We start from the raw sequence: 20,171 nt of genomic DNA on the forward strand, positions 1-20,171 counted from the left end.
GTTCGCGGCCCGTCGATCGCACCAAGTGGGACACCCCTCCCCCACCCCGCGCTCATGTCCCCCTTCGTGCGGGTTCGACCCCTCAGAACCGCACGAAGGGGGACATGCCTCCCCCGACGTCGGTGCACGCCCGGCGTGGACGAAGATGGACCCATGGCAGACACCGACGCCCACCCCATCACGGTGGCGATCGAGCGGCGCATCGACCCGACGCGCACCGCCGAAGCGACCTCCTGGATGCAGGCCGGCACCGACCTCGCGACCGCGTTCCCCGGCTTCCTCGGCTCGGGCTGGGTGCGCGCTGGCGAAGACAGCGACCTCTGGTACATGCTCTACCGGTTCCGCGACATCACGACGCTCGAGCAGTGGGACACCTCGACGCAGCGTCAATGGTGGCTCGATTCGGGGCGCCCGTTCGCCCGCGAGGAACGCGTGGAGCGACGCACCGGGATCGAGGGGTGGTTCGACGCCCCGTTCGGCTCGATCATGGAGGCGACGACGGATGCCGGGACCCAACCGGTGCAGCAACCGGTCCCGTCCGCTCCCCCGCGGTGGAAGCAGGCGGTGACGATCTGGGTCGGGTTCTTCCCCACCAACCTGCTGGCCTCCTGGCTGCTGGGCTTCGTGCCCGGTTTCACCGAGGTTCCCCTGGTGCTGCGCGTGCTCGCGACCACCCTCATGCTCACGCCCGTCATGACCTACGCGGTGCTCCCGTGGGTCACCCGCCTGCTGCGCCCCTGGCTGCAGCGCCCGCCCCGCCCGAGAAAGGCCTCGTCATGACCGCCGACCCCACCGGACACCGCTTCCATCTGCGCACCGACCACGCGTCCGCCGAGATCGCCCAGGTGGGCGCGGCGCTGCGGGCGCTCACGGTCGACCGCGTCGACCTGGTTCCGCGTTACGCCGACGACGCACCCACGCCCGCGGCATCCGGCGTCGTGCTGGTCCCCTGGCCGAACCGCATCCGCGACGGCAGGTACACCTTCGACGGGGTCGAACGGCAGCTCGCCATCAGTGAGCCCGCCCTCGGCAACGCCAGCCACGGGTTGTTGCGCTTCGGCACGTACCAGCCCATCGAGCACACGACCGACCGCCTCGTGCTCGGCGCCGACGTCGTTCCGCAGACCGGATACCCGTTCCACCTGCGCACCCGGGTGACGTTCGCGCTGCAGCCCGATGGCCTGCAGGTCACGCACGTCATCGAGAACGTCGGAGCGACGGTCGCCCCGGTCGCGCTCGGCGTGCACCCCTACCTGCAGATCGGCGGGGTCGACACCGCCGATCTCGTCGTACAGTCCACCGGCACGACCACGCTCGTGCTCGACGACCGCAAGATCCCGGTCGACGAGGTGTCGGTAGACGAGACGAACGACCTGCGCGCGGGCCGACGCCTGGGCGACGCCTCGCTCGACAACGGCTACCGCGGCCTCGAGCGCGACGCCGAGGGCCGCGCGCGGCACACCCTGACCGCGCCCGACGGACGCGCCGTGGAGCTCTGGCAGGACGATGGGTTCCGTTGGGCGCAGGTGTTCACGACCGATCGGTACCCCGGCCAGCCCCTCGCCGTGGCGATCGAGCCGATGACCGCCCCGGCGAATGCCTTCGCCTCGGGACTCGACCTCGACACCCTCGATCCGGGGGCTTCGCTCACCCGGGAATGGGGCATCGTCTTTCACTCGTGAGCATTCCTTGTCCCCCATTTGGGGGACACGGAATGTGCAGATGATCAGGGATATCCTCAGGCAACCCCTTTCCCAATAACGCGCCGCGAACGTTACCATTCGAGTGACGGTTTCCGTCAAGGCCGGGGGCGGCCGAGGACCACGGTTCCCTCGGTTGATACCCGAATGAGCCGACGGGGGCCGAGGGTCCCGCGGTGTGGGGGGACGCTCGTTCCGTCCTGAGGAAAGATCCCCCGCCATGAGCACCGCGCTCCGATCCGCCGTCCCTTCCTCGCCCTCGATCCCGCGCCTGCGCCTGCGCGGAGTCGTCCGACGCCTCGACGCCGTGCCCACGATGCACGTCGGCGCTGCGGCGTTGATCGTCCTGGTGGGCGGCCTGCTGCTGTCGATCGCGACGACGAGCGACCCGCTGTGGTGGCAGCTGCACTTCAGCCAGTTGGGGACGTTCCACGACCTTTCGGCCGCATTCTTCAACAACACGCTCAAGGTCAGCGGAATGATCGTCGTGTATTTCGCCTTCCGCGTGCGCCGCGATGTCCGCCGCCTCGGTCGCGGACCGGCGCGCCGGGGAGCCGCGACCATCGCCTTCCTCTGCCTCAATGTCATCGGCGTGAATCTCGCCCTCGTCGGCTGCATTCCTCTCAACACCGACAAAGACCTGCACGACCGGGTCGCGGGTTCGATGGTGCTCGGCTTCCTGGCGCTGCTGCTCACCTCGCCCGTCCTGTTCCACCGCCTCGGCAAGCGCATGGCCATCAGCACGGGCGTCGCTCTGGTGTGGTTGGTCATCTCGATCGCACTGTTCGTGTCGGCGACGATCAACCTCGCCCTGTTCGAGACCATCGCGTGCGCCGCGATGTTCGCGTGGGCGGGCATGTTCACGCACATCCTCGCCTCGGCCCAGGCGACGGCCGTTCGAGCGCCGGATGCCGGGACCCCCCATGTCGCGCACCTCGCCCCCCGCCGCCGCGCGCACCGGTCGTCGATCGCGCGCCGCGCGGGCTCCGTCTCGTCGAGCGCCCGCGCACCGCGCCCCGGGGCCCTGGGAGCGGTGTCGGTCACCGAGGTCGGCCGCGCGTCGAGCACGACACCGCCGGTGCCGCTCGTCGCACGTGCTCTCGCCCCGGCGGGAGGCCTCGGGGCTTTCCGCCCCGAAGCCCGCGACACCTCGCACGCCACGGCATCCGTGGTTCAGGTCCCGATGATGCCCACGCTCACCACCCCGCCCGCGCCCGCGCCGAGCGACCGCGCCGCGTCGACAGCAACGTGCGGGGGCCCGGTGCCACGCCGGCGTACGGTAACGGGCCCGGGCCGGGTCAGCGGCTCCCGCGCAGCTCTCGGCGGCTCAGCGGGTGGGCGTCGTCGGTCGGCGTCTCGTCGGACTCTTCCCCTCGGGCCGCCCGTCGCTCCCGGCGCCGCTCGCTTGCTCCCTCGATGAGGTTGTAGAGGGTCGGCAGCACGAGCAGCGTCAGGAACGTCGACGACACCAGGCCACCGATCACCACGACCGCCAACGGCTGCGAGATGAATCCGCCGTGGCCCGTGATGCCCAGGGCCATCGGCACGAGCGCGAAGATCGCGGCGAGCGCGGTCATGAGGATGGGGCGCAGACGCCTGGCCCCGCCGACGATGGTCGCGTCGCGCACGCTGAGTCCCCGTGCCCGGTACTGGTTGACCAGGTCGATGAGCACGATGGCGTTGGTGACGACGATGCCGACGAGCATGAGCGCACCGATCATTCCGGCCACACCCAGGGGCACCCCGGTGATGAGCAGCATGAGGATGGCGCCGGTCGCCGCGAACGGCACCGACACGAGAAGCTCGAGCGGCTGACGCAGCGACTTGAAGGTCGCGACCATGACGACGTAGACGATCAGGATCGCCGCGAGCAGGGCGAGGCCGAGCTGGGTGAAGGCGTCCTGCTGGTCGGTCACGGCACCGCCCACCTCGGCGGTGGACCCCTCGGGCAGCTGCACGTCGGCGAGGGCCGAGGTGACGCTGGCCGACGAGCTGCCGAGGTCGTCGGTGGTGGGGGTGACGGTGATGGTGGCGGTGCGGAGCCCCCGCGACGTCGTGATCGACGGCGGGGTCTGACTCTCTTCGACGGTCGCGATCTCGTCGAGGCGCACCGGGCCGCTCGCCGTGGGGATCTCGAGCGCGCGCAGGTCGTCGATCGTGGCGGGCGGGTTCGCGGCGGCGAGGTACACCGTCACCCCCCGACCGTCGAGCTCGACGGTGCCGGCCTGGCGGGGCTGCTGCGTGTTCGACACGAGGGCGCCCACGGCGCGCTCCGACAGGCCGCGCTCGGCCGCCGCGTCGCGGTTCACGCGCACGGAGACGAACGGGAGCGACGCCGACAGGCTGCTGGTGACCTGACCGATGCCGTCGCGTCCCTGCAGACCGTTCACGACCGCATCGCTGGCCTGCTGGAGCGATGACGAGTCGGCCGAGGTGACGTCGATGGTGATGGCGGTGGAACCGAAGCCCCCGCCCGAGGCCGCGACCTCGATCTCACCGGCGTCGGTGAGGGCTTCGAGCTCGGTGCGCACGCGTTCGCGCAGGTCGACCTGATCGACGCCCGACTGCGAGGTGATCGAGTACGTGATCCCCGACCCGCCGCCCGAGAAGGCGTCGCGCAGCGCCGATCCGCTCGAGCCGATCGAGGTCTGCACGGTCTCGACCCCGTCGGTGTCGAGCAGCACGGCCTCGACTTTCTGCGCGGCCGCGTCCTCGGCATCCAGGCTGGGGGCGGAGCCGATCTTCTGGGTGACGGTGAAGGTGTTCTGGCCCGAGTCGCCGAGGAAGTCGGTCTTCAACAGGGGCACGGTGGCGAGGGTGCCGCCGAGCACGAGCACGGCCAGCAGAAGAGTCACTCCCGAGTGCTTCAGCGTCCAGCTCAGCACCGGCACGTACGCCTTCTGCAGGCGCGAAGGCGGGGCATCCGGAGCTTCGGGGTCGATCGCGTTGCCCTCGGCGTCGCGGACCACCTTGCCGGGCCGCAGGAACCACGACGCCAGCACGGGCACGATCGTCAGCGACACCAGCAGCGACGCGGCCATCGCGATCGTCACGGTCAGCGCGAACGGGCGGAACAGCTCACCGGTGACGTCACCGACGAACGCGATGGGCAGGAACACCGCGACGGAGGTGATCGTGGATGCCGTGATCGCGGCCGCCACCTCGCGCACCGCGCGGATGATCGTGGGGATCTTGTCGGCGTCTCCGACGTAGTGCCGTTTGATGTTCTCGATCACGACGATGGAGTCGTCGACGACGCGGCCGATGGCGATGGTGAGGGCGCCGAGGGTCAGGATGTTCAGGGAGTACCCGAAGGCCTGCAGACCCACGAAGGTGATGAGCACGCTCGTGGGGATCGAGATCGCCGTCACGAGCGTCGAGCGCACCGACATGAGGAACACCAGGATCACGACGACGGCGAAGACGAGGCCCAGAAGGCCCTCCTGCGCGAGCGCCTCGATGGACTGCTGCACGAACGGCGCCTGATCGAAGACGACGGTGAACGTCGCGCCCTCACCGAGGGAGCTCTCGAGGGCGGGCAGGGCCGCGAGCACTCCGCGCGAGACATCGACGGTGTTGGCGGCGGGGAGCTTGGTGACGGCGATGGTGAGCGCCGGCTGCCCGTCGACGCGAGAGAGCGTCGTGACCGGGTCGGTCTGCAGGGCGACCGTCGCGACGTCGCCGATGGTCGTGCGACCCGCCTGGAACTGCGACGCGTCGCTCGGAACGAGGGGAAGGGCGGTGATCTCGTCGACGCTGGTGAGCTTGGTACCTGTCTGCACCGTCAGGGTCTGGTCGTTCTGCGTGAGCGAACCACCGGGGAACAGCACGCCGTTGGCGTCGAGGGCGTCGGTGATCGACTGCTGGCTGAATCCCCGCTCGCCGAGCCGGGTGGCATCCGGGGTGATGGTCACGCGCTGGCCGATGCCGCCGACGATCTGCGCCCCGTTGACGCCGTCGACGTCTTCGAGGTCGGGCACGACGCTCGTCTCGAGGGTGGCCTGGGTGGCCTGAGCATCGGTGAAGCCGGTGACCGCCAGCTGGATGACGGGGAAGTCGTCGATGCTCGCCGAGGCGACGGTGGTGTCGGCCGACTCGGGCAGCTGGTCGTTGATGCGCGCGATCGCCGCGAGGATCTTCTGCTGGGCGGCGGCGAGGTCGGTGCCGTAGGTGAACGACGCCGACACGATCGACGAGTTCGTCGTGCTCGTGGCGGTGGTCGACTCGAGCCCCTCGACCCCTCGGATCGCGTTCTCGATGGGCGTCGACACATCGGCCTCGACGACCTCGGGCGAGGCACCGGGATAGGTCGTCACGACCGCGAGCTGGGGGAACTCGATCGAGGGGATGAGCTCCTGCTTGAGACTCGTCAGCGCGAGCCCGCCGAAGATCGCCGCCACGATGGTGACCAGGGCGATGAGGGCGCGGTTCTTCAGGCTCAGAACGGCCAGATACGACACGAAGCACCCTTCGGGGGTCGAGTTTCGATACAGAGATGTATCGACAGTAAGTATCACACGGGCCTTCCCCGCGGGATCCGCCCCGATGGCCGCGATGCGCAGAAGGCGGCGTGCGACGCGGGCGGTGACCGGCCGCTGATCCCCGACGAGGCCGCCGAGCCCGTGAGGGCCGGGCCCCTCAGACGAGCGAGCCGAGCGCGAGACCCGCCGCCGCCGCGAACAACGACCCCGCGAACGAGACCGCGGCGTAGTTCGTCGCGGTGCGTCCGCGGCCTTCCTCGGCGAGCAGCACCGTCGTCACCGCGACGGCGCTGAAGGTCGTGTACCCGCCCAGCAGCCCCGTGCCCACGATCCAGCGCCACGCCTCGTCAGCCGGGAGCATGCTCAGGATGCCGAGCACGAACGCGCCCGAGACGTTCACCACGAGGATCCCCCAGGGGAAGCGCTCGCCCGTCACGCGTCGCACCGCCGTGTCGAGGAGGAACCGCAGGGCCGCACCGACCCCACCGGCGAGGGCCACGGCCCCGAAGACGAGGGGATTCATCGCTGCCGCCGTCCGCCGCGGCCCCACATCAGGCCACCCCAGGCCGCCGCGGTCCCCAGCGCCACCGTGCCCACGCCCCACCACAGCAGGGCCGGCCCGGCCGCTTCGACGGCGAGCGCACTGTACGTCGTGAACCCGCCGAGCACCCCGGTGCCCACGAACAGCTGCACGCGCTGCGCGCGCGCGGATCCCGGCATCCGGGACCTCCAGCCGAACAGCACACCAATCGCGAACGCCCCCACGACGTTGATGATGGGCACCAGAGCCGGGCCGAGGTCGTCGCCGAGCGCCAGGGTGACACCGGCGCGGATCGCCGTGCCGATGGCACCGCCGACGGCGACGAGGACGACGTCACGCCACATGCTCACCGCGCCACCCTACGCCCGTGACCCCCGGGCGACGAGGCTCGGGGGTCACGGGCCCAGAGGCCTGTCGGCGCGGCGGATCAGCCCGCGGCGGTGTTGTAGGCGGCGATCTGGTCGGCGGCCTTCTCTTCGGCATCCGCCATCGTCGAGGTCACGTCGGCGCCCTCGGCGACCTGGGTGAACGCGCCGATCACGGTGGAGCGCAGCGAGGGGAAGGCACCCGTGCGGCATCCCGCAGCCGCGTCCGACGCCGGGGTGCTCGCGAGCTGGTCGGCCATGGCCGTGACGTTCGGATCGGCGAGCGACGCGATGCCGGTCGACGTCGACGCCGCTTCCGTGTTCGACGCGAGATACCCGGTGGCACTCGACCAGGCCGCCTGGACCTCGGCGGAGTGCAGGAAGCTGACGAAGGCGTACGCCGCGCGCTGCTGCGCGTCGGAGTGCCCCTCCCCCGAGATCCACAGCGCGTTGCCGCCCACGACCACCCCGGCGTCGCCAGACTCGGCGGTGGAGGGGAAGGCCGCGACCTTCGACGCGGTCTTGGTCGGATCCGCCGCCGTGTACGCACCGGTGGAGGTCAGCATCATGCCCACTTTGCCGCTGGCGAAGGCCGAGACCATCGCGCTGTTGTCGGTGCCGGGGTTGAGCATGGTGCCGTCCTGGAACAGCGTCTGCAGCTGTCGCATGAACGTCACCTGGGAGGGCGAGGTGAGTTCGAGGCCGGTGACCCGGTCGGATCCACGACCGTTGTCGGGGGTGCAGAACTCCTCGCCACCCGCGGCCGTCATCTGCTCGATCATCCACGAGTCCGACATGTTCATCGTGAGACCCGACGCCCCCGTCGCCGCATGGATCTTCTCGGCCCACGACGCGACCTCCGCGAGGGTCTGCGGCGGCACCTCGGGGTCGAGACCGGCACGGGTCACGAGGTCGCGGCTGAGGTAGAGCACGGGCTGCGAGACCGCGAAGGGCATGGCAGCCAGCCCGCCCGAGCCGTCGGCGTAGTACGCGCTGACGACAGGGGGGAAGCTGTCGAGAGAGAACGAGGGGTCATCGGCGGTGAAGGTCGACAGCGGCACCGTCTTCTTCGAATCGACCATGAAGCCGGTCGAGATGTCGTTCATCATCAGCACGTCGGGCGTCGTGCCCGACTGCACCGCGGCGGTGTACTTCGTCTGGGCGTCGGCGTACGAGCCCTGGAACGACGACTCGACGGTGATCTTGCCGTCCTCCTGACTGTTGAACTGCGACACGAGGGCGTCGAGCTCGGTGGCCGCCGGTCCGCTCATCTCGTGCCAGAACTGCAGGGTCACGGGTCCGGAGTCGGCACCGGGTGCGGATCCGGATGTCGCGCATCCGGCGAGGGAGAGGAGGACGACGGCGCCGGCGGGGGTCGCCGCGGTCAGGACGCGAGGGCGGTGGGACATGGCTCGGGCTTCTTTCTGTGGGGCTACTTGAGGGCGCCGGCGGTGATGCCGCCGGCGAGGAAGCGCTGCGCGAGCAGCACGAGGACGAGAACGGGGAGGGTGACCATGGCCGCACCGGCGAGGACGACCCCGACATCGGCGGCCTCGGCGCTGGAGAGCTGGGCGATGCCGACCTGCACCGTGCGGTTCTCGGGCGAGTTCGTCACGAGCAGCGGCCAGAAGAACCCGTTCCATGCGGCGGTCGCGCTGACGAGGGTCACCGAGATGAGGGTCGGCTGCACGATCGGCAGCAGCATCGACCGGATGAATCGGACGTGCCCCGCGCCGTCGAGGACAGCCGCCTCGCGCAATTCCCCCGGGAAGCTCAGGAATGCCTGGCGGAAGAGGAAGATGCTCAGCGCCGACGCCAGGAAGGGCAGGAACACCGCCGGCAGGGTGTCGATCAGCCGCCACGACGAGATCGTCAGGTAGTTCGCGATGAGGATCGTCTCGCCCGGCACCATCATGCTCGACAGGATCAACAGGAACAGTGCGCGCGTCCCCCTCAACCCGCAGAAGACGAGGGCGTAGGCGCTGGCGATTCCGATCGCGATCTGGAAGAAGGTCTGCACGAGCGTCACGATGAGGCTGTTGAGGAACTGGTGCCCGAGCGGGATCACCTGCGTGGCGCGGATGACGTTGTCGAGGGTCAGGTGAATCGGCAGGAGACCCTCGAGCCCTTCGTCGAGCCAGGCCGTGGGCGTGAGGGCGCCTTCGAAGATGTAGTAGAGCGGGAAGCAGACCACGACCACCGCGACGACGAGCCAGGTGTAGAGCAGGGCGCTGCGCACGCGTGCGCGAGCGGACCGGGGCCGCGCCATCAGTAGTTCACCCGCTTCTCGAGCACGCCGAACTGCACCAGGGAGAGGCCGAGCACCAGCAGGAACAGCACCACCCCGACCGCGGCGGCGATGCCGAAGTTCGCGCTGCCCGCACCGAACGCCGACTGGTAGATCGTGTAGACCAACGTCGTCGTGGAGTCGGCCGGTCCACCCCCGGTGAGGATCTGGATCTGCCCGAAAGTCGTGAGCGCTTCCACAGCCCCCGTCACGGCGATGAAGAACAGCGTCGGCGTGATCAGTGGCAGCGAGATCGACCAGAGCGTGCGGAGCGGGCCCGCGCCGTCCAGGTGCGCCGCCTCGATCACGTCGGGGTCGATCGCGCCGAAGGCCCCGAGCAGCAGCAGCACCGTGAAGCCGAGCGAGCCCCACACCGTGACGGCGATCACGCTCGGCATCGCCCATTGGGTACTCGTGAGCCACGGCACCGCGGTCCCGCCGAAGCCGGTGATGACGGAGTTGACCAGGCCGCCGGCCGGCGCGAGCATCGCCGCGAAGGCGACGGATGCCACCGAGACCGACGCCACGAGAGGCGAGGTGAGGAGGGCCCGGAAAATCCGGATGCCGCGGAGCTTCGCGGTCAACGGGATGACGATGAGCAATCCGACGACGATGCGGCCGACCACGACGGCGACGCAGAAGACGCCCGTCCGCCACAGCGTGTCGCCGAACTGCGGGTCGCTGAAGATCGTCGCGAAGTTCTTGACCCCCACGAAGCCTGCGGCCTGACCGAAGATGTCGGTCCCCTGCGCGCTCAGCCAGACGACCTTCGCGAGGGGGTAGAACACGAACACGGCGAAGACCGCGAGAGCGGGGACCAGGAGAGCCGCCCCCACGCGTCGGTCGGCGCGCCGCCAGGCGGGCGTCGAGGCCGGTCGCCGGCGCTCGGCGAACGTGCGCCGGCGGTCGAGGATCGAGAGCGACATCGGTTACCTTTCCGTCATAGGGAACGTTCCCTTTTCGATGACGGACTCACTCTGCGACAGCTCGCGAGACCCGGTCAAGGCGACTGGCGAGCGGTCGCCGAGCGTTCATTCCGCGTTCACGAGCACCTGAATCAATCCCCCTGACACCCCGAGGAGAACCATGACGAACCACCCCCATCCCGACCCCGACGAGCTCCGCGCCCTCGCGGAAACAGCCGCGCGCACGGCGGCCACGGCACTGCTCGCCGCGTTCCGCTCCGACATGGACGTGTCGTTCAAGCGCGATGTGCACGACGTCGTGACGGCACACGACAGGGCGGCCGAGGCCGAGATCGCCGCGATCCTGCGCAGCGGTGCGCCCGGTTCGGAGATCCTCGGCGAAGAGACGGGAAGCTCCGGAGACGCACCGCTCCGCTGGATCATCGACCCCATCGACGGCACCGCGAACTTCGCGCGGGGGCTGGCCTACTGGTGCATCTCGATCGCCGCCGAGCTCGACGGCGAGGTCGTGGCGGGCGTCGTCTACGACCCGGTCGCCGACAACATGTTCGCCGCCGGGGCCTCGAGCGCCGAACGGAACGGGATGCCGATGACCTCGGCGTCCGCCTCGCTGGAGCGGTCCACGCTGCTCACCAGCTTCCCCAACCAGCACGACGTCGACCTGCTCGGCGAGGGGGCGTTCACCCTGCTTGCCGAGATCACCCGCACGTACCAGCACCATCACAGCACCGGCAGCGGCGCCCTGAACCTCGCCCACGTGGCGGCCGGGTGGTCCGACGCGACGATGGGCTTCGACACGAAACCCTGGGACGTGGCGGCGGGCGCCCACATCCTCCGACGGGCGGGTGGCGCCTACACCGGTTTTCGCGCGGGCGTCTCGGTCGACCGTGCGCAAGAGAGCGTCGACTACGTCGCGCAGGGGGCGGGCGGAGAGCACGGCGCGCTCATCGAGCGTGTGCGTGAGCTCTCGGCGGAGCGAATGGCGATCGGACGCTGATCGAGCGCTGATCGGATCCGGATGCCGCGACCGAGCGGCATCCGGATCCCCGGGGCCCACCTACGCGTCGGCCAGCCACCAAGTACGCACGTGTTCCCACGTCATCGTCTGCCACCAGCGCCCCGACCAGTCGGGGCTGGAGGTTCGGTACATCACGACGGTCCGCCCGGCGAAGCCATCGGGGACGGGCACCTCGAGTTCTTCGATGAAGGCCCCCACCTCCTCGTACAGATCGGGGCGCACGTAGAGGTCGTGCGAGGCGAGAGAGAGGTGCCCGCGGTACGACTCGGGCACGAAGTCGTTGGGCAGCGGGTTGTTCATCGGAACACGGAAGGGCGCGACCGCGGCCTCGATGTCGCGGGCGAGACTCACCAGGTCGTCGTTCACGGAACCGTCGGGATTCTCGCTGACGTCGTAGACGTACCCCCGCCCCTGCGGTCGGACGCCCGCATTGTGCACGGCGAAGGCCGGACGCCCGGCGAGCAGCGCGGTGATCGCGTCGATGACGGCGGGCTCCGAGAAACCGAAGGGCTGACTGCCCACGAGCGTGGCATGCGGGGGGAAGACCCCCGACGAGAGCAGCCCGTACTGCGCGCGCAGTTGGTCGGTGACGACGGTGACGGCGCGGCACGTTCTCGCATCGGGGCGCAGGTAGATGCCGTAGCGGAATGGGTCGCTATTGTCTCGGGGCAGCTTGTGGGCGATGTGGTCGTTCATGCGGTCTCTCGATCAAGGGGAATAGGGAACGTTCCCTATTCTGCGCAGAACACGCATGTCGCGATCGACGCGACGGCATCCGGTCGATGAACGACGGGTGACGCGGGTCACACGGCGACGGCCGTGCGACCGGCGACGAGCGTGCCGTCGATCGCCACGTGACCCACGGTCGTGGCGATGCCGTCGATCTGATCGACCACCGCGTTCACCGACAGGCGCCCGATCGTGCGGAGCGGCTGACGCCACGAGGTGAGGCCGAGAAGTGACGTCATGAACGGAGTGACGCCGTCGTACCCGGTCACCGAGAGCTGCCCGGGCACCGCGATCCCCCGCCGGCGGAGAACCTCGAGCACAGCGACCGCCCACGCGTCGCTGGGGGTCATGAAGGCAGTGACCCCGCCCGCCTCGAGGACGGAGGCGACGATGCCGCCCGCTCCGTCGAAGCCCGGTCCGGCCTCGTCGCCGCCGAACGTCACCACGTCGACACCGCGTTCGCGAAGACGCTCCGCCATCGCGTGGGTGCGCCGCGACTGCGTGATCGACGATCGAGGGGTGAAGGTCATCACGGCGACCCGCCGGTGACCGAGATCGGCCACGTGGTCGGCCAGGGCCCGCCCCCCGCTCACCTCGTCGCAGTAGACGCTGCTCACCGTCGGATCCTCTTCGGGGCGTCCCGCCACCACCGTCGGGATGCGCCGGGCGAAAGGCGTGATGTCTTCGACCGGGAGGGCGCCACTGCAGACGATGAGGCCCTCCACCCGCAGGGCGACGAGGGTCTCGAGAGCACGGCGCTCGTCGTCGATCGAGAACGACCCCGCCCCGGTCGCCGTCACCACGCGGTATCCGCGCGCCGCCGCCTGCTCCTGGAACGCGGTGAGCAGGTGCCCGTAGAACGGTGTCGCGGCGTCGCGGACGAACACCCCGAGCGTGTGACTGCGGCGAGCCGACATCCCCCGCGCGTGGGCGTTGGGCACGTACCCGAGGCCGGCGGCCGCCTGACGCACGCGCTCGACGGTCTGTGCGGCGACCCCCGGAACGCCGGAGAGCGCGCGAGAGACGACCGACTTCGAGACCCCCGCGGCCGCGGCCACATCGTGGATGGTGGGGACGGCCCCGGTCGAGCGCGGCGTCGATGCGCGGGCGGACGGCGCACCGTCATCGGGGGTGTCGTCTCGCACCCCTTCACGCTAGCGGTCGGGTGCCCCGCGCGGTCGCCCCGCGAGCCGGATGCCGCAGCGCCCGGCGGTCACTCACCCAGGATGAGACGCCGGATCGCGGCGTCCTTCGACCCGCCCAGTTCCATCGTGCGCCCCTTGCGGTACAGCGAGAAGACGCGGGGGTCGATGTAGCTCGACCGGGCCACGGCGGGAGTGTTGCCCAGCGCCTCGGCGGTCGCGCGCACCGCGGCGATCTCGGCCTTCTTGCGCTCGTTCTTGCCTCCGACCGCGCCGACCTTCGCGAGCGATTCCGCGGCGAGGATCGTGCCGCGCAGCGTGCGGAAGTCCTTCGCGCTGAACGGCCCGCCCGTCAGCGAGCGCACGTACGCGTTGACGTCACCGGGCGTGAGCGGAACGCGGCGGCGCCCGCGTGTATAGCTGAGCAGAGCCGCGCGCGAGCGACCGAGCGCCAGCTCAGCGACGAGCGAGGCAAGCTCTTCGTCGTGCAGCGTCAGATCGGCGCGCTTGCCGCTCTTGGCCGGGAACGACAGGCGGATCATGTCGCCCTCGACCGTCGCATCGCGGCGCTGCAGGGTCGTGAGGCCGCGGCTGCCGTTCGTGACGAAGTAGCGGGCGTTGCCGACGCGCGGGGCGACCAGGTCGAGGAAGCGGAACGACACCGCCAGCACCCGCTCGCGGTCCCCCTCGCTGCGGCGCAGCGATTGCGTCACGCGCGCTCTCGCCCGCGGCAGCGACTCGGCCAGCTGCAGAGCACGCGCGAACTTGCCCTTGTCCTGTCGCTTCGACCAGTCGGCGTGATACGTGTACTGCCGGCGTCCGGCCTCGTCGGTCCCGACGGCCTGGATGTGGGCGTTCGCGTCTCTCGCGATCCACACCTCACGCCACGCGGGAGGGATGACCAGACCCCGCGCACGCTCCGAATCACGCTCGGGCGCGGCGGCACCCGTGTGATCGACGAACCGGAAGCCCGAGCCCGATCGAACCCGCCGATAGCCCGGGTCCTCGTAGGGACGTACGCGCAGAAGGCGCGGCATGCGTCAGTGGTCGCGGAGCATGTCGATCAGCTCCGCCTTCTTCTTGCCCGAGTAGCCGGTGAGTCCGAGCTCCTTCGCCCGCGCTCTCAGCTCGGCGACGGTGCGGTCCGCATAGTTCTCGGCCTTCCCGCCCGTCGCCCCCACCGAGCCGCGGCCCCGGGCCGCCGCCGCGTTGGAGATGCGGGCGGCCTTCTCTTTCAAGTCGCCCTGAGCGCGCAGGGCCTCGTAGAGATCGGGGTCTTTCACGCTGCGCGATCCTCGCCCTTCCGGCATGGCCGCCTCCCTCCGTCGGAGCACCGACGCTACGACCCGCCGGGTACGGGGTCTGTCGGGGTTGACACGGCGCGGCCGAGCGACCGTGTTATCGCGCGCGAGCCCGGCTAACAGCGGACTCATAGGATCGTCAACCCCCGCGCGGTCATCCGAGGGGTGGTGACACGGTGGAATCAACCACTCGCCGGTTCCGTGTTTCGACGCGGGCACAGCATCCGCGTCTCGACGCGGACACAGCAAGGAGTCCCCCCATGAACATCTTCCTGATCATCATCATCGTCGCCGCGATCGTCATCGCCGTGGTCAGCGGACTGAGCCAGGCCGCGAGCTTCCTGCTCTGGATCGCGATCATCGTCGGCCTCATCGCCCTCATCGTGCTGTTGTTCCGCCTCATCAGCGGTCGCAAGCCCGTCTGACTCACCGAGGAGCGGCGCGTTTCGGGTGCGCGCCACCCCTCTCCCCCGGCGGGTTCCCCCGCCCCGGATGCCACGTCCTCGGTGAGGGCGTGGCATCCGTGTTTTCGCGGGGCGGCGCTGCCGCGCGAGCAGCGCCCCTGCGCCATCACCGCATGGGGTCTTGACGAACTCGCGATATATCTCGATACTGTCGCTAACGCGATATATCGCGAGTAAGGAGCACCAGCATGGAGAAATGGATCGTCCATCCCGGCGAGACCCGCGTCATCGACATCGAGTCGCTGCGCGAACTCAAGATCGGCCTCGTCGGCGGACAGGTCGACGTCATCGCGCATGACGAGCCCGACGCGCGCATCGAGGTGCACGGCGTCACCGTCAAAGACCTGCGCATCGAGATGATCGACGGCCGCCTCGAGATCGACCACCCGCAGCTGCGGTGGGACAACTTCCTCGAGGTGTTCCGCAACTTCGGCGCCGGCGGCCCCAAGGCCGAGGTCAGCGTCGCCGTTCCCCGTACGGTCGCCCTCACCCTCGGCGTCGTCAGCGCGAGTGCACTCGTCTCGGGCCTGCGCACCGACGCCCGCCTCAACACGGTCTCGGGCGACATCATCGTCGACGGCCTCGTCGGCGACGTCACCCTCAACGCCGTCTCGGGCGACGTGCAGGTGCGCGAGCTCGAGGGCGCCCTCAGCGCCAACAGCGTCTCGGGCGACGTGGCCGTCACCGGCGCCGTCACCAAGGCGTCGATCGACACCGTCTCGGGCGCGATGCTCGTCGACTCCACGGGTGCGACCCAGTCGATCAGCCTCAACTCCGTCAACGGCACCGCCACCGTGCGCCTGGATCGCTCGCTGCCCGCCAACTACGTCTCCCGCTCGGTGAGCGGGCGCGTGCAGATCGACGGTCACGTGCGTTCGGGCTCCGGTCCGACCAACTACACCGGCTCGACCGGCACCCTCGCGGGGTCGTTCGTCGACGTGCGCGCGAACACCGTCTCGGGCGAGATCACGGTGCTACGCCGCGGCATCTCGGGCCTGCGTCCCGAGGAACTCGCCGGAGAGGAGGAGTGGTGATGAGCCCCGTCTTCTCGCACGGCGACCTTCGCCTCTACATCCTGAGCCTGCTCGACGAATCGCCCCGGCACGGATACGACCTCATGCAGGCACTCGGCGAGCGCACCGGAGGCACCTACTCGCCCTCGGCCGGCACCATCTATCCGCGTCTGGCGAAGCTCGAAGAAGAAGGCCTGGTCACCAAGACCGTCGACGGCCGCAAGACGGTCTACGAGATCACCGACGCCGGTCGCGCCGAGGTCGCCTCCCGCGCGGGCGACCTCGAAGGCATCCAGGCGGGGTTGGCCGACAGCGTCCGCCTCATCGCCGACGAGGTGCGCGGCAGCGTGCGCGACGCCATGCGGAGCCTGCGCGCCGACCTCGCCGCCGCCTCCCGTGAGGAACGCGAGCACGCGCAGTCCGCCCCCGTCGACGACGCCCGTTCCCGCAGTCGCGAGCAGCTGTCTCGCGCCGATGCGGCGATCAACGAGTTCCGCGGGCGCGTGCGCTCGGAGCTTCGGGCGCACGTCTCGCGCGGCGGCGAGCTCGCGGCATCCGGAGTCGACGACATCGAGACGGCGCTGCGCCAGGCGTCCGACGCGGTCACCCGCGCCATGCGCGGCTGACCGGTCAGCTCTCCCAGGGCAGTTGCTCCTCGGGGCCGGCCGCCTCGCTCACCGGAACCACCAGCACCGGACGGTTCTGCCGGTGGGTGAGCCGGGCGGCCACGGAGCCCGTGAGGAACTCGCGCAGCGACTCGCCCAACCCCCGCTTCCGCGTTCCGACGACCAGCAGCGAGGCGCCGAGCTCGTCGGCGAGGCCGATCAACGCCAGAGCCGGGTCGCCGATCACCGGGCGCACGCGCCACGGCGTCGGATCGCCCGCGAGGATCTCGGTCGCTGCCCGCTGCACCTCGTCGAGTGCCGCCTTCGCCGCGGCTCCCGCCACATCGACGGTCGACGAATGCACGTAGCCGTCGGGGTCTTCGAACGCCACGAACCGGGTGGTGTCGACGTAGGCGATCACGAGTTCCGCCTGGGCGAGCGCTGCGTACCGCGCCGCTTCCCGCACGACTCGGGGGGACTGACCGGGCACGACGCCGGCGATCACCGGGCCGGAAGCCGTGTGCGGGCGAGGGGAGTCGGTCATGCGCGCGGGCCTTTCGTCGGTGCGGCCACGTCGCCGGCATCCCGCCCGACGGCTGGGGAGGAAGGCGCCGTGATATCCTGGGTGTTACTCTTACCGGCTCGGTCCGGAACCGCAATACGCAGGGCCCGAAGCACGGCCCTCGACGTCGATCGTGAGGGGGTCTCGCATGGGGCGTGGCCGTCAGAAGGCGAAGAACACCAAGATCGCCCGTGAGCTGAAGTACGACACCTATTCGGTGAACTACTCGGCTCTCGAGCGCGAACTGGGTGCACCCGAAGCGGGTGAAGACGCGTACGTCGACAAGTGGGCCGACGAGTACAGCGGCACCTACGAAGACGAGAAGGCGTAACGCCCGGGCGTCGTCACCATGTGGCGCCCGTACGGCGCTCCCAGGACTGCTCGATCGTCTCGCCACGCGAGACGATGAAGCCCGCCGGAATCACGAGGATCACCGCTGCGCCCAACAGGAGCAGACCGGCGGTCCAGCCTCCGGTGAGTTCGTGGGTGACTCCGATCGCGAGGGGCATGAGCGCGGCGATGCCGTAGCCCACGCTCTGCACGAGCCCGCTGAGCGCGACCGCCGTGTCATGCGAGCGCGTGCGCAGGCCGAACAGCACCAGCACCATGGGGAACATCAGCGGCGGTAGCCCGATGAGCACGACCCAGAGAGTGGTGGCGAGCGTCGGGGCGAACAGCAGACCGGCGACCCCGGCGAGCCCGGCCCCCACCGCCACGACGTAGAACGGTGCCGTGCTGCGCATCCGCCCGACGAGCAGAGGAACGACGAGCGATACGGGCAGGCCCATGAACGAGAACAGGGCCAGCAGGCTGCCGGCCTCGGCCGGTTCCACGCCCGCGACGTCGATGAGCAGCGGCGGGAGCCACGCGAACAGGCCATAAGCGACAGACGAGTTCACCGCGAACGTCGCCACCAGCGCCCACGTCTGCGGCACCCGCACGATGCGCGAGAGCACCGACGCACGCGGGGCCTCGACGATGTCGGCGCGCGACGCGCGGGCGCGCAGGCTCATCGCGATCCACGGCACCACCGCGGCGACGGCCACCACCGCCCACACGAGGAACGATCCGCGCCACCCGACCGCGTCGGCCAGGGGCACCGCGACGAGCGGGGGCGTGAAGGTCGCGACGGCCATGGTCGTGGAGTACACCGTCGTCATCACGCCGATCCGCGTGGGGAAGTACTTCTTGACCACCGCCGGCAGCAGCACGTTCGCGATCCCGACGGCCCCGAAGACCCCCGCGGTCGCCGCCAGCAGGCTGAACGCGTCGATCGCGGCCGCCCGCAGGCCGAGCATCGCGGCGGCGACCACCGCGGCCACCAGCACCAGGCGCTCCAGACCGATCCGTCGCTCGATCGCCGGGGTGACGGTGCCGGCCAGCGCGAACGCCACCGGGGGCGCCATGCCGATGAGGCCCACGATCGCCGCGGGCACGTCGAAGTCGCGCTGGATCGTCGTGAGCAGCGGTGACAGCGACGCCACGGCGATGCGCAGCGTCAACGCGAGCAGAACGATGGCGGCCGCGGCGAGCGCGGCCATCCCCGCCCGGCGCGGGGTCACGACTCCTGGCTGCCCTCGACCCAGGCGAGGTATTCCGGCGACACGGTGCCGGTGACGTACCGGCCGTCGAAGCAGCTCATGTCGAGGTCGACCAGGTCGGTGCCCTCCATGATCGCGGCCTTGAGGTCCTCGACCTCCTGGTAGACCAGGTAGTCGCAGCCGAGCTCCTCGGCGATCTCGGGGATCGTGCGATTGTGCGCCACGAGCTCTTCCCGCGAGGGCATGTTGATGCCGTACACGTGCGGGAAGCGCACGGGAGGAGCGGCCGAGGCGAACGTCACGCTCTTGGCCCCGGCATCCCGTGCCATCTGGATGATCTCGCGGCTCGTCGTGCCGCGCACGATGGAGTCGTCGATGAGCAGGACGTTCTTGCCCTTGAACTCGCTCGACATCGCGTTGAGCTTCTGACGCACGCTCTTCTTGCGCACCGCCTGGCCCGGCATGATGAACGTGCGGCCGACGTAGCGGTTCTTGTAGAAGCCCTCGCGGTACTCGATGCCGAGCTTGCGCGCCACCTGCATCGCGGCGGGGCGCGAGGAGTCGGGGATCGGCATGACCACGTCGATGGTGCCGGTGGGGGTGTACTTCGCGATCGTGTCGGCCAGGCGCTCACCCATGCGCAGTCGCGCCTCGTAGACCGAGATGCCGTTCATGATCGAGTCGGGACGGGCGAGGTACACGTACTCGAACGAGCACGGGGCGAGCGTCGACTGCGTCGCGCACTGCTGCGCGTGCAGCGTGCCGTCGAGCGTGATGAACACCGCCTCGCCGGGCTCGACGTCGCGGACGACCTCGAAGCCGGCGTTCTCGAGCACGAGGGATTCGGATGCCACGATCCACTCGTCGCGCGGCTCGCCGCCGGGGACCTCCGGCGCGGGACGCTTGCCGAGGATGAGGGGGCGGATGCCGAACGGGTCGCGGAACGCGAGCAGACCGTAGCCCGCGATGAGGGCGATCGAGGCGTACGAGCCCTCGACGCGCTCGTGCACGCGCCCCACCGCGCGGAACACCTGCGCGGGGTCGAGGTCGGGTCCGGTGATCTCGGACTGCAGCTCGGAACCGAGGATGTTCACGAGCAGTTCGGTGTCGCTGCTGGTGTTGAGGTGCCGGCGGTCCTTGTGGAAGAGCTCGCCGGTCAGCTCGCGCGTGTTCGTGAGGTTGCCGTTGTGCACGAGCACGATGCCGTAGGGCGCGTTGACGTAGAAGGGCTGCGCCTCTTCTTCGTTCGACGCGGTGCCCTTGGTGGCGTATCGGACGTGGCCGAGGCCGATGTCGCCGAGCAGCGCGCGCATGTCGCGCGTGCGGAACGCCTCGCGCACCTGGCCGCGGGCCTTGTAGATGTGGAAGACGCCGCTGGACTCGGCCGTGGCCATGCCCGTCGAATCCTGACCCCGGTGCTGCAGGAGCAGAAGCGCGTCGTAGATCTCTTGATTGACCGGGCCCTGCCCGGCCATGCCGACGATGCCGCACATGGG

The 20,171-nt window shown here is 70.1% G+C and carries 20 protein-coding genes and 1 pseudogene; 8 read left to right on the forward strand and 13 right to left on the reverse strand.

What is annotated here, in order from left to right; all coding sequences use genetic code 11:
- Positions 1-153 precede the first annotated feature (153 nt).
- The 3 genes and pseudogenes from IFU40_RS00295 to IFU40_RS16680 all read left to right on the forward strand — a co-directional run.
- Positions 154-780: an antibiotic biosynthesis monooxygenase gene (locus tag IFU40_RS00295; protein WP_191924988.1), complete on the forward strand. Its 627-nt coding sequence runs from the start codon at positions 154-156 to the stop codon at positions 778-780.
- Positions 777-1,682 carry an aldose 1-epimerase family protein gene (locus IFU40_RS00300; protein ID WP_191924989.1) on the forward strand — a complete coding sequence of 302 codons (906 nt, stop codon included), beginning with the start codon at positions 777-779 and terminating at the stop codon, positions 1,680-1,682. Before IFU40_RS00295 ends, IFU40_RS00300 begins: the two co-directional genes overlap by 4 nt.
- Before the next feature lie 334 nt (positions 1,683-2,016).
- Positions 2,017-2,553, forward strand: a pseudogene (locus IFU40_RS16680) (DUF998 domain-containing protein); the annotation flags it as partial.
- A 445-nt stretch (positions 2,554-2,998) separates the two neighbouring features.
- Here the strand turns inward: IFU40_RS16680 and IFU40_RS00305 are convergent.
- The 6 genes from IFU40_RS00305 to IFU40_RS00330 form a co-directional block, all read right to left on the reverse strand.
- Entirely contained in the window at positions 2,999-6,160 is a 3,162-nt protein-coding gene (locus tag IFU40_RS00305) for an efflux RND transporter permease subunit (protein WP_191924990.1), read from the reverse strand.
- A 178-nt stretch (positions 6,161-6,338) separates the two neighbouring features.
- Positions 6,339-6,704, reverse strand: a complete 366-nt coding sequence (locus tag IFU40_RS00310) for a fluoride efflux transporter FluC (RefSeq protein ID WP_191924991.1) — start codon at positions 6,702-6,704, stop codon at positions 6,339-6,341.
- Positions 6,701-7,066 (reverse strand): fluoride efflux transporter FluC, encoded by a 366-nt coding sequence (locus IFU40_RS00315; protein WP_191925523.1) that lies wholly within the window; start codon positions 7,064-7,066, stop codon positions 6,701-6,703. Before IFU40_RS00315 ends, IFU40_RS00310 begins: the two co-directional genes overlap by 4 nt.
- A gap of 83 nt (positions 7,067-7,149) precedes the next feature.
- Positions 7,150-8,496, reverse strand: a complete 1,347-nt coding sequence (locus IFU40_RS00320; protein ID WP_191924992.1) for an ABC transporter substrate-binding protein — start codon at positions 8,494-8,496, stop codon at positions 7,150-7,152.
- A 23-nt stretch (positions 8,497-8,519) separates the two neighbouring features.
- Positions 8,520-9,356: a carbohydrate ABC transporter permease gene (locus tag IFU40_RS00325; protein WP_055831903.1), complete on the reverse strand. Its 837-nt coding sequence runs from the start codon at positions 9,354-9,356 to the stop codon at positions 8,520-8,522.
- The gene (locus IFU40_RS00330; protein WP_055831904.1) at positions 9,356-10,300 is read right to left on the reverse strand and encodes a carbohydrate ABC transporter permease; all 945 of its coding nucleotides are present in this window, start codon (positions 10,298-10,300) and stop codon (positions 9,356-9,358) included. The genes IFU40_RS00325 and IFU40_RS00330 overlap by 1 nt, the downstream gene beginning before the upstream one ends.
- 160 nt (positions 10,301-10,460) lie before the next feature.
- On the opposite strand from IFU40_RS00330, the gene IFU40_RS00335 reads away from it, so the two are divergent.
- Positions 10,461-11,297 (forward strand): inositol monophosphatase family protein, encoded by an 837-nt coding sequence (locus IFU40_RS00335; RefSeq protein ID WP_191924993.1) that lies wholly within the window; start codon positions 10,461-10,463, stop codon positions 11,295-11,297.
- 60 nt (positions 11,298-11,357) lie between these two features.
- On the opposite strand, the gene IFU40_RS00340 is transcribed toward IFU40_RS00335, so the two are convergent.
- The 4 genes from IFU40_RS00340 to IFU40_RS00355 all read right to left on the reverse strand — a co-directional run bounded on the left by IFU40_RS00340 (position 11,358) and on the right by IFU40_RS00355 (position 14,499).
- Complete coding sequence (locus IFU40_RS00340; protein WP_055831908.1) at positions 11,358-12,014, reverse strand: hypothetical protein; 657 nt, start codon at positions 12,012-12,014, stop codon at positions 11,358-11,360.
- Positions 12,015-12,121: 107 nt separating this feature from the next.
- The gene (locus IFU40_RS00345; protein ID WP_191924994.1) at positions 12,122-13,192 is read right to left on the reverse strand and encodes a substrate-binding domain-containing protein; all 1,071 of its coding nucleotides are present in this window, start codon (positions 13,190-13,192) and stop codon (positions 12,122-12,124) included.
- A 68-nt stretch (positions 13,193-13,260) separates the two neighbouring features.
- On the reverse strand, positions 13,261-14,226 hold the full coding sequence (locus tag IFU40_RS00350) for a DNA topoisomerase IB (RefSeq protein WP_191924995.1): 966 nt from the start codon (positions 14,224-14,226) through the stop codon (positions 13,261-13,263).
- Positions 14,227-14,229: 3 nt separating this feature from the next.
- Positions 14,230-14,499 carry a DUF7218 family protein gene (locus IFU40_RS00355; RefSeq protein WP_191924996.1) on the reverse strand — a complete coding sequence of 90 codons (270 nt, stop codon included), beginning with the start codon at positions 14,497-14,499 and terminating at the stop codon, positions 14,230-14,232.
- A gap of 251 nt (positions 14,500-14,750) precedes the next feature.
- On the opposite strand from IFU40_RS00355, the gene IFU40_RS00360 reads away from it, so the two are divergent.
- The 3 genes from IFU40_RS00360 to IFU40_RS00370 all read left to right on the forward strand — a co-directional run bounded on the left by IFU40_RS00360 (position 14,751) and on the right by IFU40_RS00370 (position 16,593).
- A complete protein-coding gene (locus IFU40_RS00360; protein ID WP_181016006.1) occupies positions 14,751-14,915 on the forward strand; it encodes a hypothetical protein in 165 nt (54 codons plus the stop codon).
- A gap of 227 nt (positions 14,916-15,142) precedes the next feature.
- Positions 15,143-15,988 (forward strand): DUF4097 family beta strand repeat-containing protein, encoded by an 846-nt coding sequence (locus IFU40_RS00365; protein ID WP_055831914.1) that lies wholly within the window; start codon positions 15,143-15,145, stop codon positions 15,986-15,988.
- Complete coding sequence (locus IFU40_RS00370; RefSeq protein WP_055831916.1) at positions 15,988-16,593, forward strand: PadR family transcriptional regulator; 606 nt, start codon at positions 15,988-15,990, stop codon at positions 16,591-16,593. Before IFU40_RS00365 ends, IFU40_RS00370 begins: the two co-directional genes overlap by 1 nt.
- A gap of 4 nt (positions 16,594-16,597) precedes the next feature.
- Here IFU40_RS00370 and IFU40_RS00375 read toward each other — a convergent pair whose 3' ends face one another.
- A complete protein-coding gene (locus IFU40_RS00375) occupies positions 16,598-17,116 on the reverse strand; it encodes a universal stress protein (protein ID WP_055831918.1) in 519 nt (172 codons plus the stop codon).
- Positions 17,117-17,282: 166 nt separating this feature from the next.
- On the opposite strand from IFU40_RS00375, the gene IFU40_RS00380 reads away from it, so the two are divergent.
- Positions 17,283-17,465: a DUF3073 family protein gene (locus tag IFU40_RS00380; protein ID WP_055831919.1), complete on the forward strand. Its 183-nt coding sequence runs from the start codon at positions 17,283-17,285 to the stop codon at positions 17,463-17,465.
- Positions 17,466-17,478: 13 nt separating this feature from the next.
- Here the strand turns inward: IFU40_RS00380 and IFU40_RS00385 are convergent, their stop codons facing one another.
- The gene (locus tag IFU40_RS00385; RefSeq protein ID WP_342343448.1) at positions 17,479-18,696 is read right to left on the reverse strand and encodes an MFS transporter; all 1,218 of its coding nucleotides are present in this window, start codon (positions 18,694-18,696) and stop codon (positions 17,479-17,481) included.
- On the reverse strand, positions 18,693-20,168 hold the full coding sequence (purF, locus tag IFU40_RS00390) for an amidophosphoribosyltransferase (RefSeq protein WP_055935555.1): 1,476 nt from the start codon (positions 20,166-20,168) through the stop codon (positions 18,693-18,695). The genes IFU40_RS00385 and purF overlap by 4 nt, the downstream gene beginning before the upstream one ends.
- Between the last annotated feature and the right edge of the window lie 3 nt (positions 20,169-20,171).

The sequence above is a fragment of the Microbacterium sp. CFBP 13617 genome, assembly GCF_014839445.1.
Taxonomy (GTDB): Bacteria; Actinomycetota; Actinomycetes; order Actinomycetales; family Microbacteriaceae; genus Microbacterium.

What these genes read in the sequence shown, in the direction of transcription:
- IFU40_RS00295 (WP_191924988.1), top strand. Translation starts at nt 154, where the DNA reads ATGGCAGACACCGACGCCCACCCCATCACGGTGGCGATCGAGCGGCGC.
- IFU40_RS00300 (WP_191924989.1), top strand. Translation starts at nt 777, where the DNA reads ATGACCGCCGACCCCACCGGACACCGCTTCCATCTGCGCACCGACCAC.
- IFU40_RS00310 (WP_191924991.1), bottom strand. Translation starts at nt 6,704, where the DNA reads ATGAATCCCCTCGTCTTCGGGGCCGTGGCCCTCGCCGGTGGGGTCGGT.
- IFU40_RS00315 (WP_191925523.1), bottom strand. Translation starts at nt 7,066, where the DNA reads ATGTGGCGTGACGTCGTCCTCGTCGCCGTCGGCGGTGCCATCGGCACG.
- IFU40_RS00320 (WP_191924992.1), bottom strand. Translation starts at nt 8,496, where the DNA reads ATGTCCCACCGCCCTCGCGTCCTGACCGCGGCGACCCCCGCCGGCGCC.
- IFU40_RS00325 (WP_055831903.1), bottom strand. Translation starts at nt 9,356, where the DNA reads ATGGCGCGGCCCCGGTCCGCTCGCGCACGCGTGCGCAGCGCCCTGCTC.
- IFU40_RS00330 (WP_055831904.1), bottom strand. Translation starts at nt 10,300, where the DNA reads ATGTCGCTCTCGATCCTCGACCGCCGGCGCACGTTCGCCGAGCGCCGG.
- IFU40_RS00335 (WP_191924993.1), top strand. Translation starts at nt 10,461, where the DNA reads ATGACGAACCACCCCCATCCCGACCCCGACGAGCTCCGCGCCCTCGCG.
- IFU40_RS00340 (WP_055831908.1), bottom strand. Translation starts at nt 12,014, where the DNA reads ATGAACGACCACATCGCCCACAAGCTGCCCCGAGACAATAGCGACCCA.
- IFU40_RS00350 (WP_191924995.1), bottom strand. Translation starts at nt 14,226, where the DNA reads ATGCCGCGCCTTCTGCGCGTACGTCCCTACGAGGACCCGGGCTATCGG.
- IFU40_RS00355 (WP_191924996.1), bottom strand. Translation starts at nt 14,499, where the DNA reads ATGCCGGAAGGGCGAGGATCGCGCAGCGTGAAAGACCCCGATCTCTAC.
- IFU40_RS00360 (WP_181016006.1), top strand. Translation starts at nt 14,751, where the DNA reads ATGAACATCTTCCTGATCATCATCATCGTCGCCGCGATCGTCATCGCC.
- IFU40_RS00365 (WP_055831914.1), top strand. Translation starts at nt 15,143, where the DNA reads ATGGAGAAATGGATCGTCCATCCCGGCGAGACCCGCGTCATCGACATC.
- IFU40_RS00370 (WP_055831916.1), top strand. Translation starts at nt 15,988, where the DNA reads ATGAGCCCCGTCTTCTCGCACGGCGACCTTCGCCTCTACATCCTGAGC.
- IFU40_RS00375 (WP_055831918.1), bottom strand. Translation starts at nt 17,116, where the DNA reads ATGACCGACTCCCCTCGCCCGCACACGGCTTCCGGCCCGGTGATCGCC.
- IFU40_RS00380 (WP_055831919.1), top strand. Translation starts at nt 17,283, where the DNA reads ATGGGGCGTGGCCGTCAGAAGGCGAAGAACACCAAGATCGCCCGTGAG.
- purF (WP_055935555.1), bottom strand. Translation starts at nt 20,168, where the DNA reads ATGTGCGGCATCGTCGGCATGGCCGGGCAGGGCCCGGTCAATCAAGAG.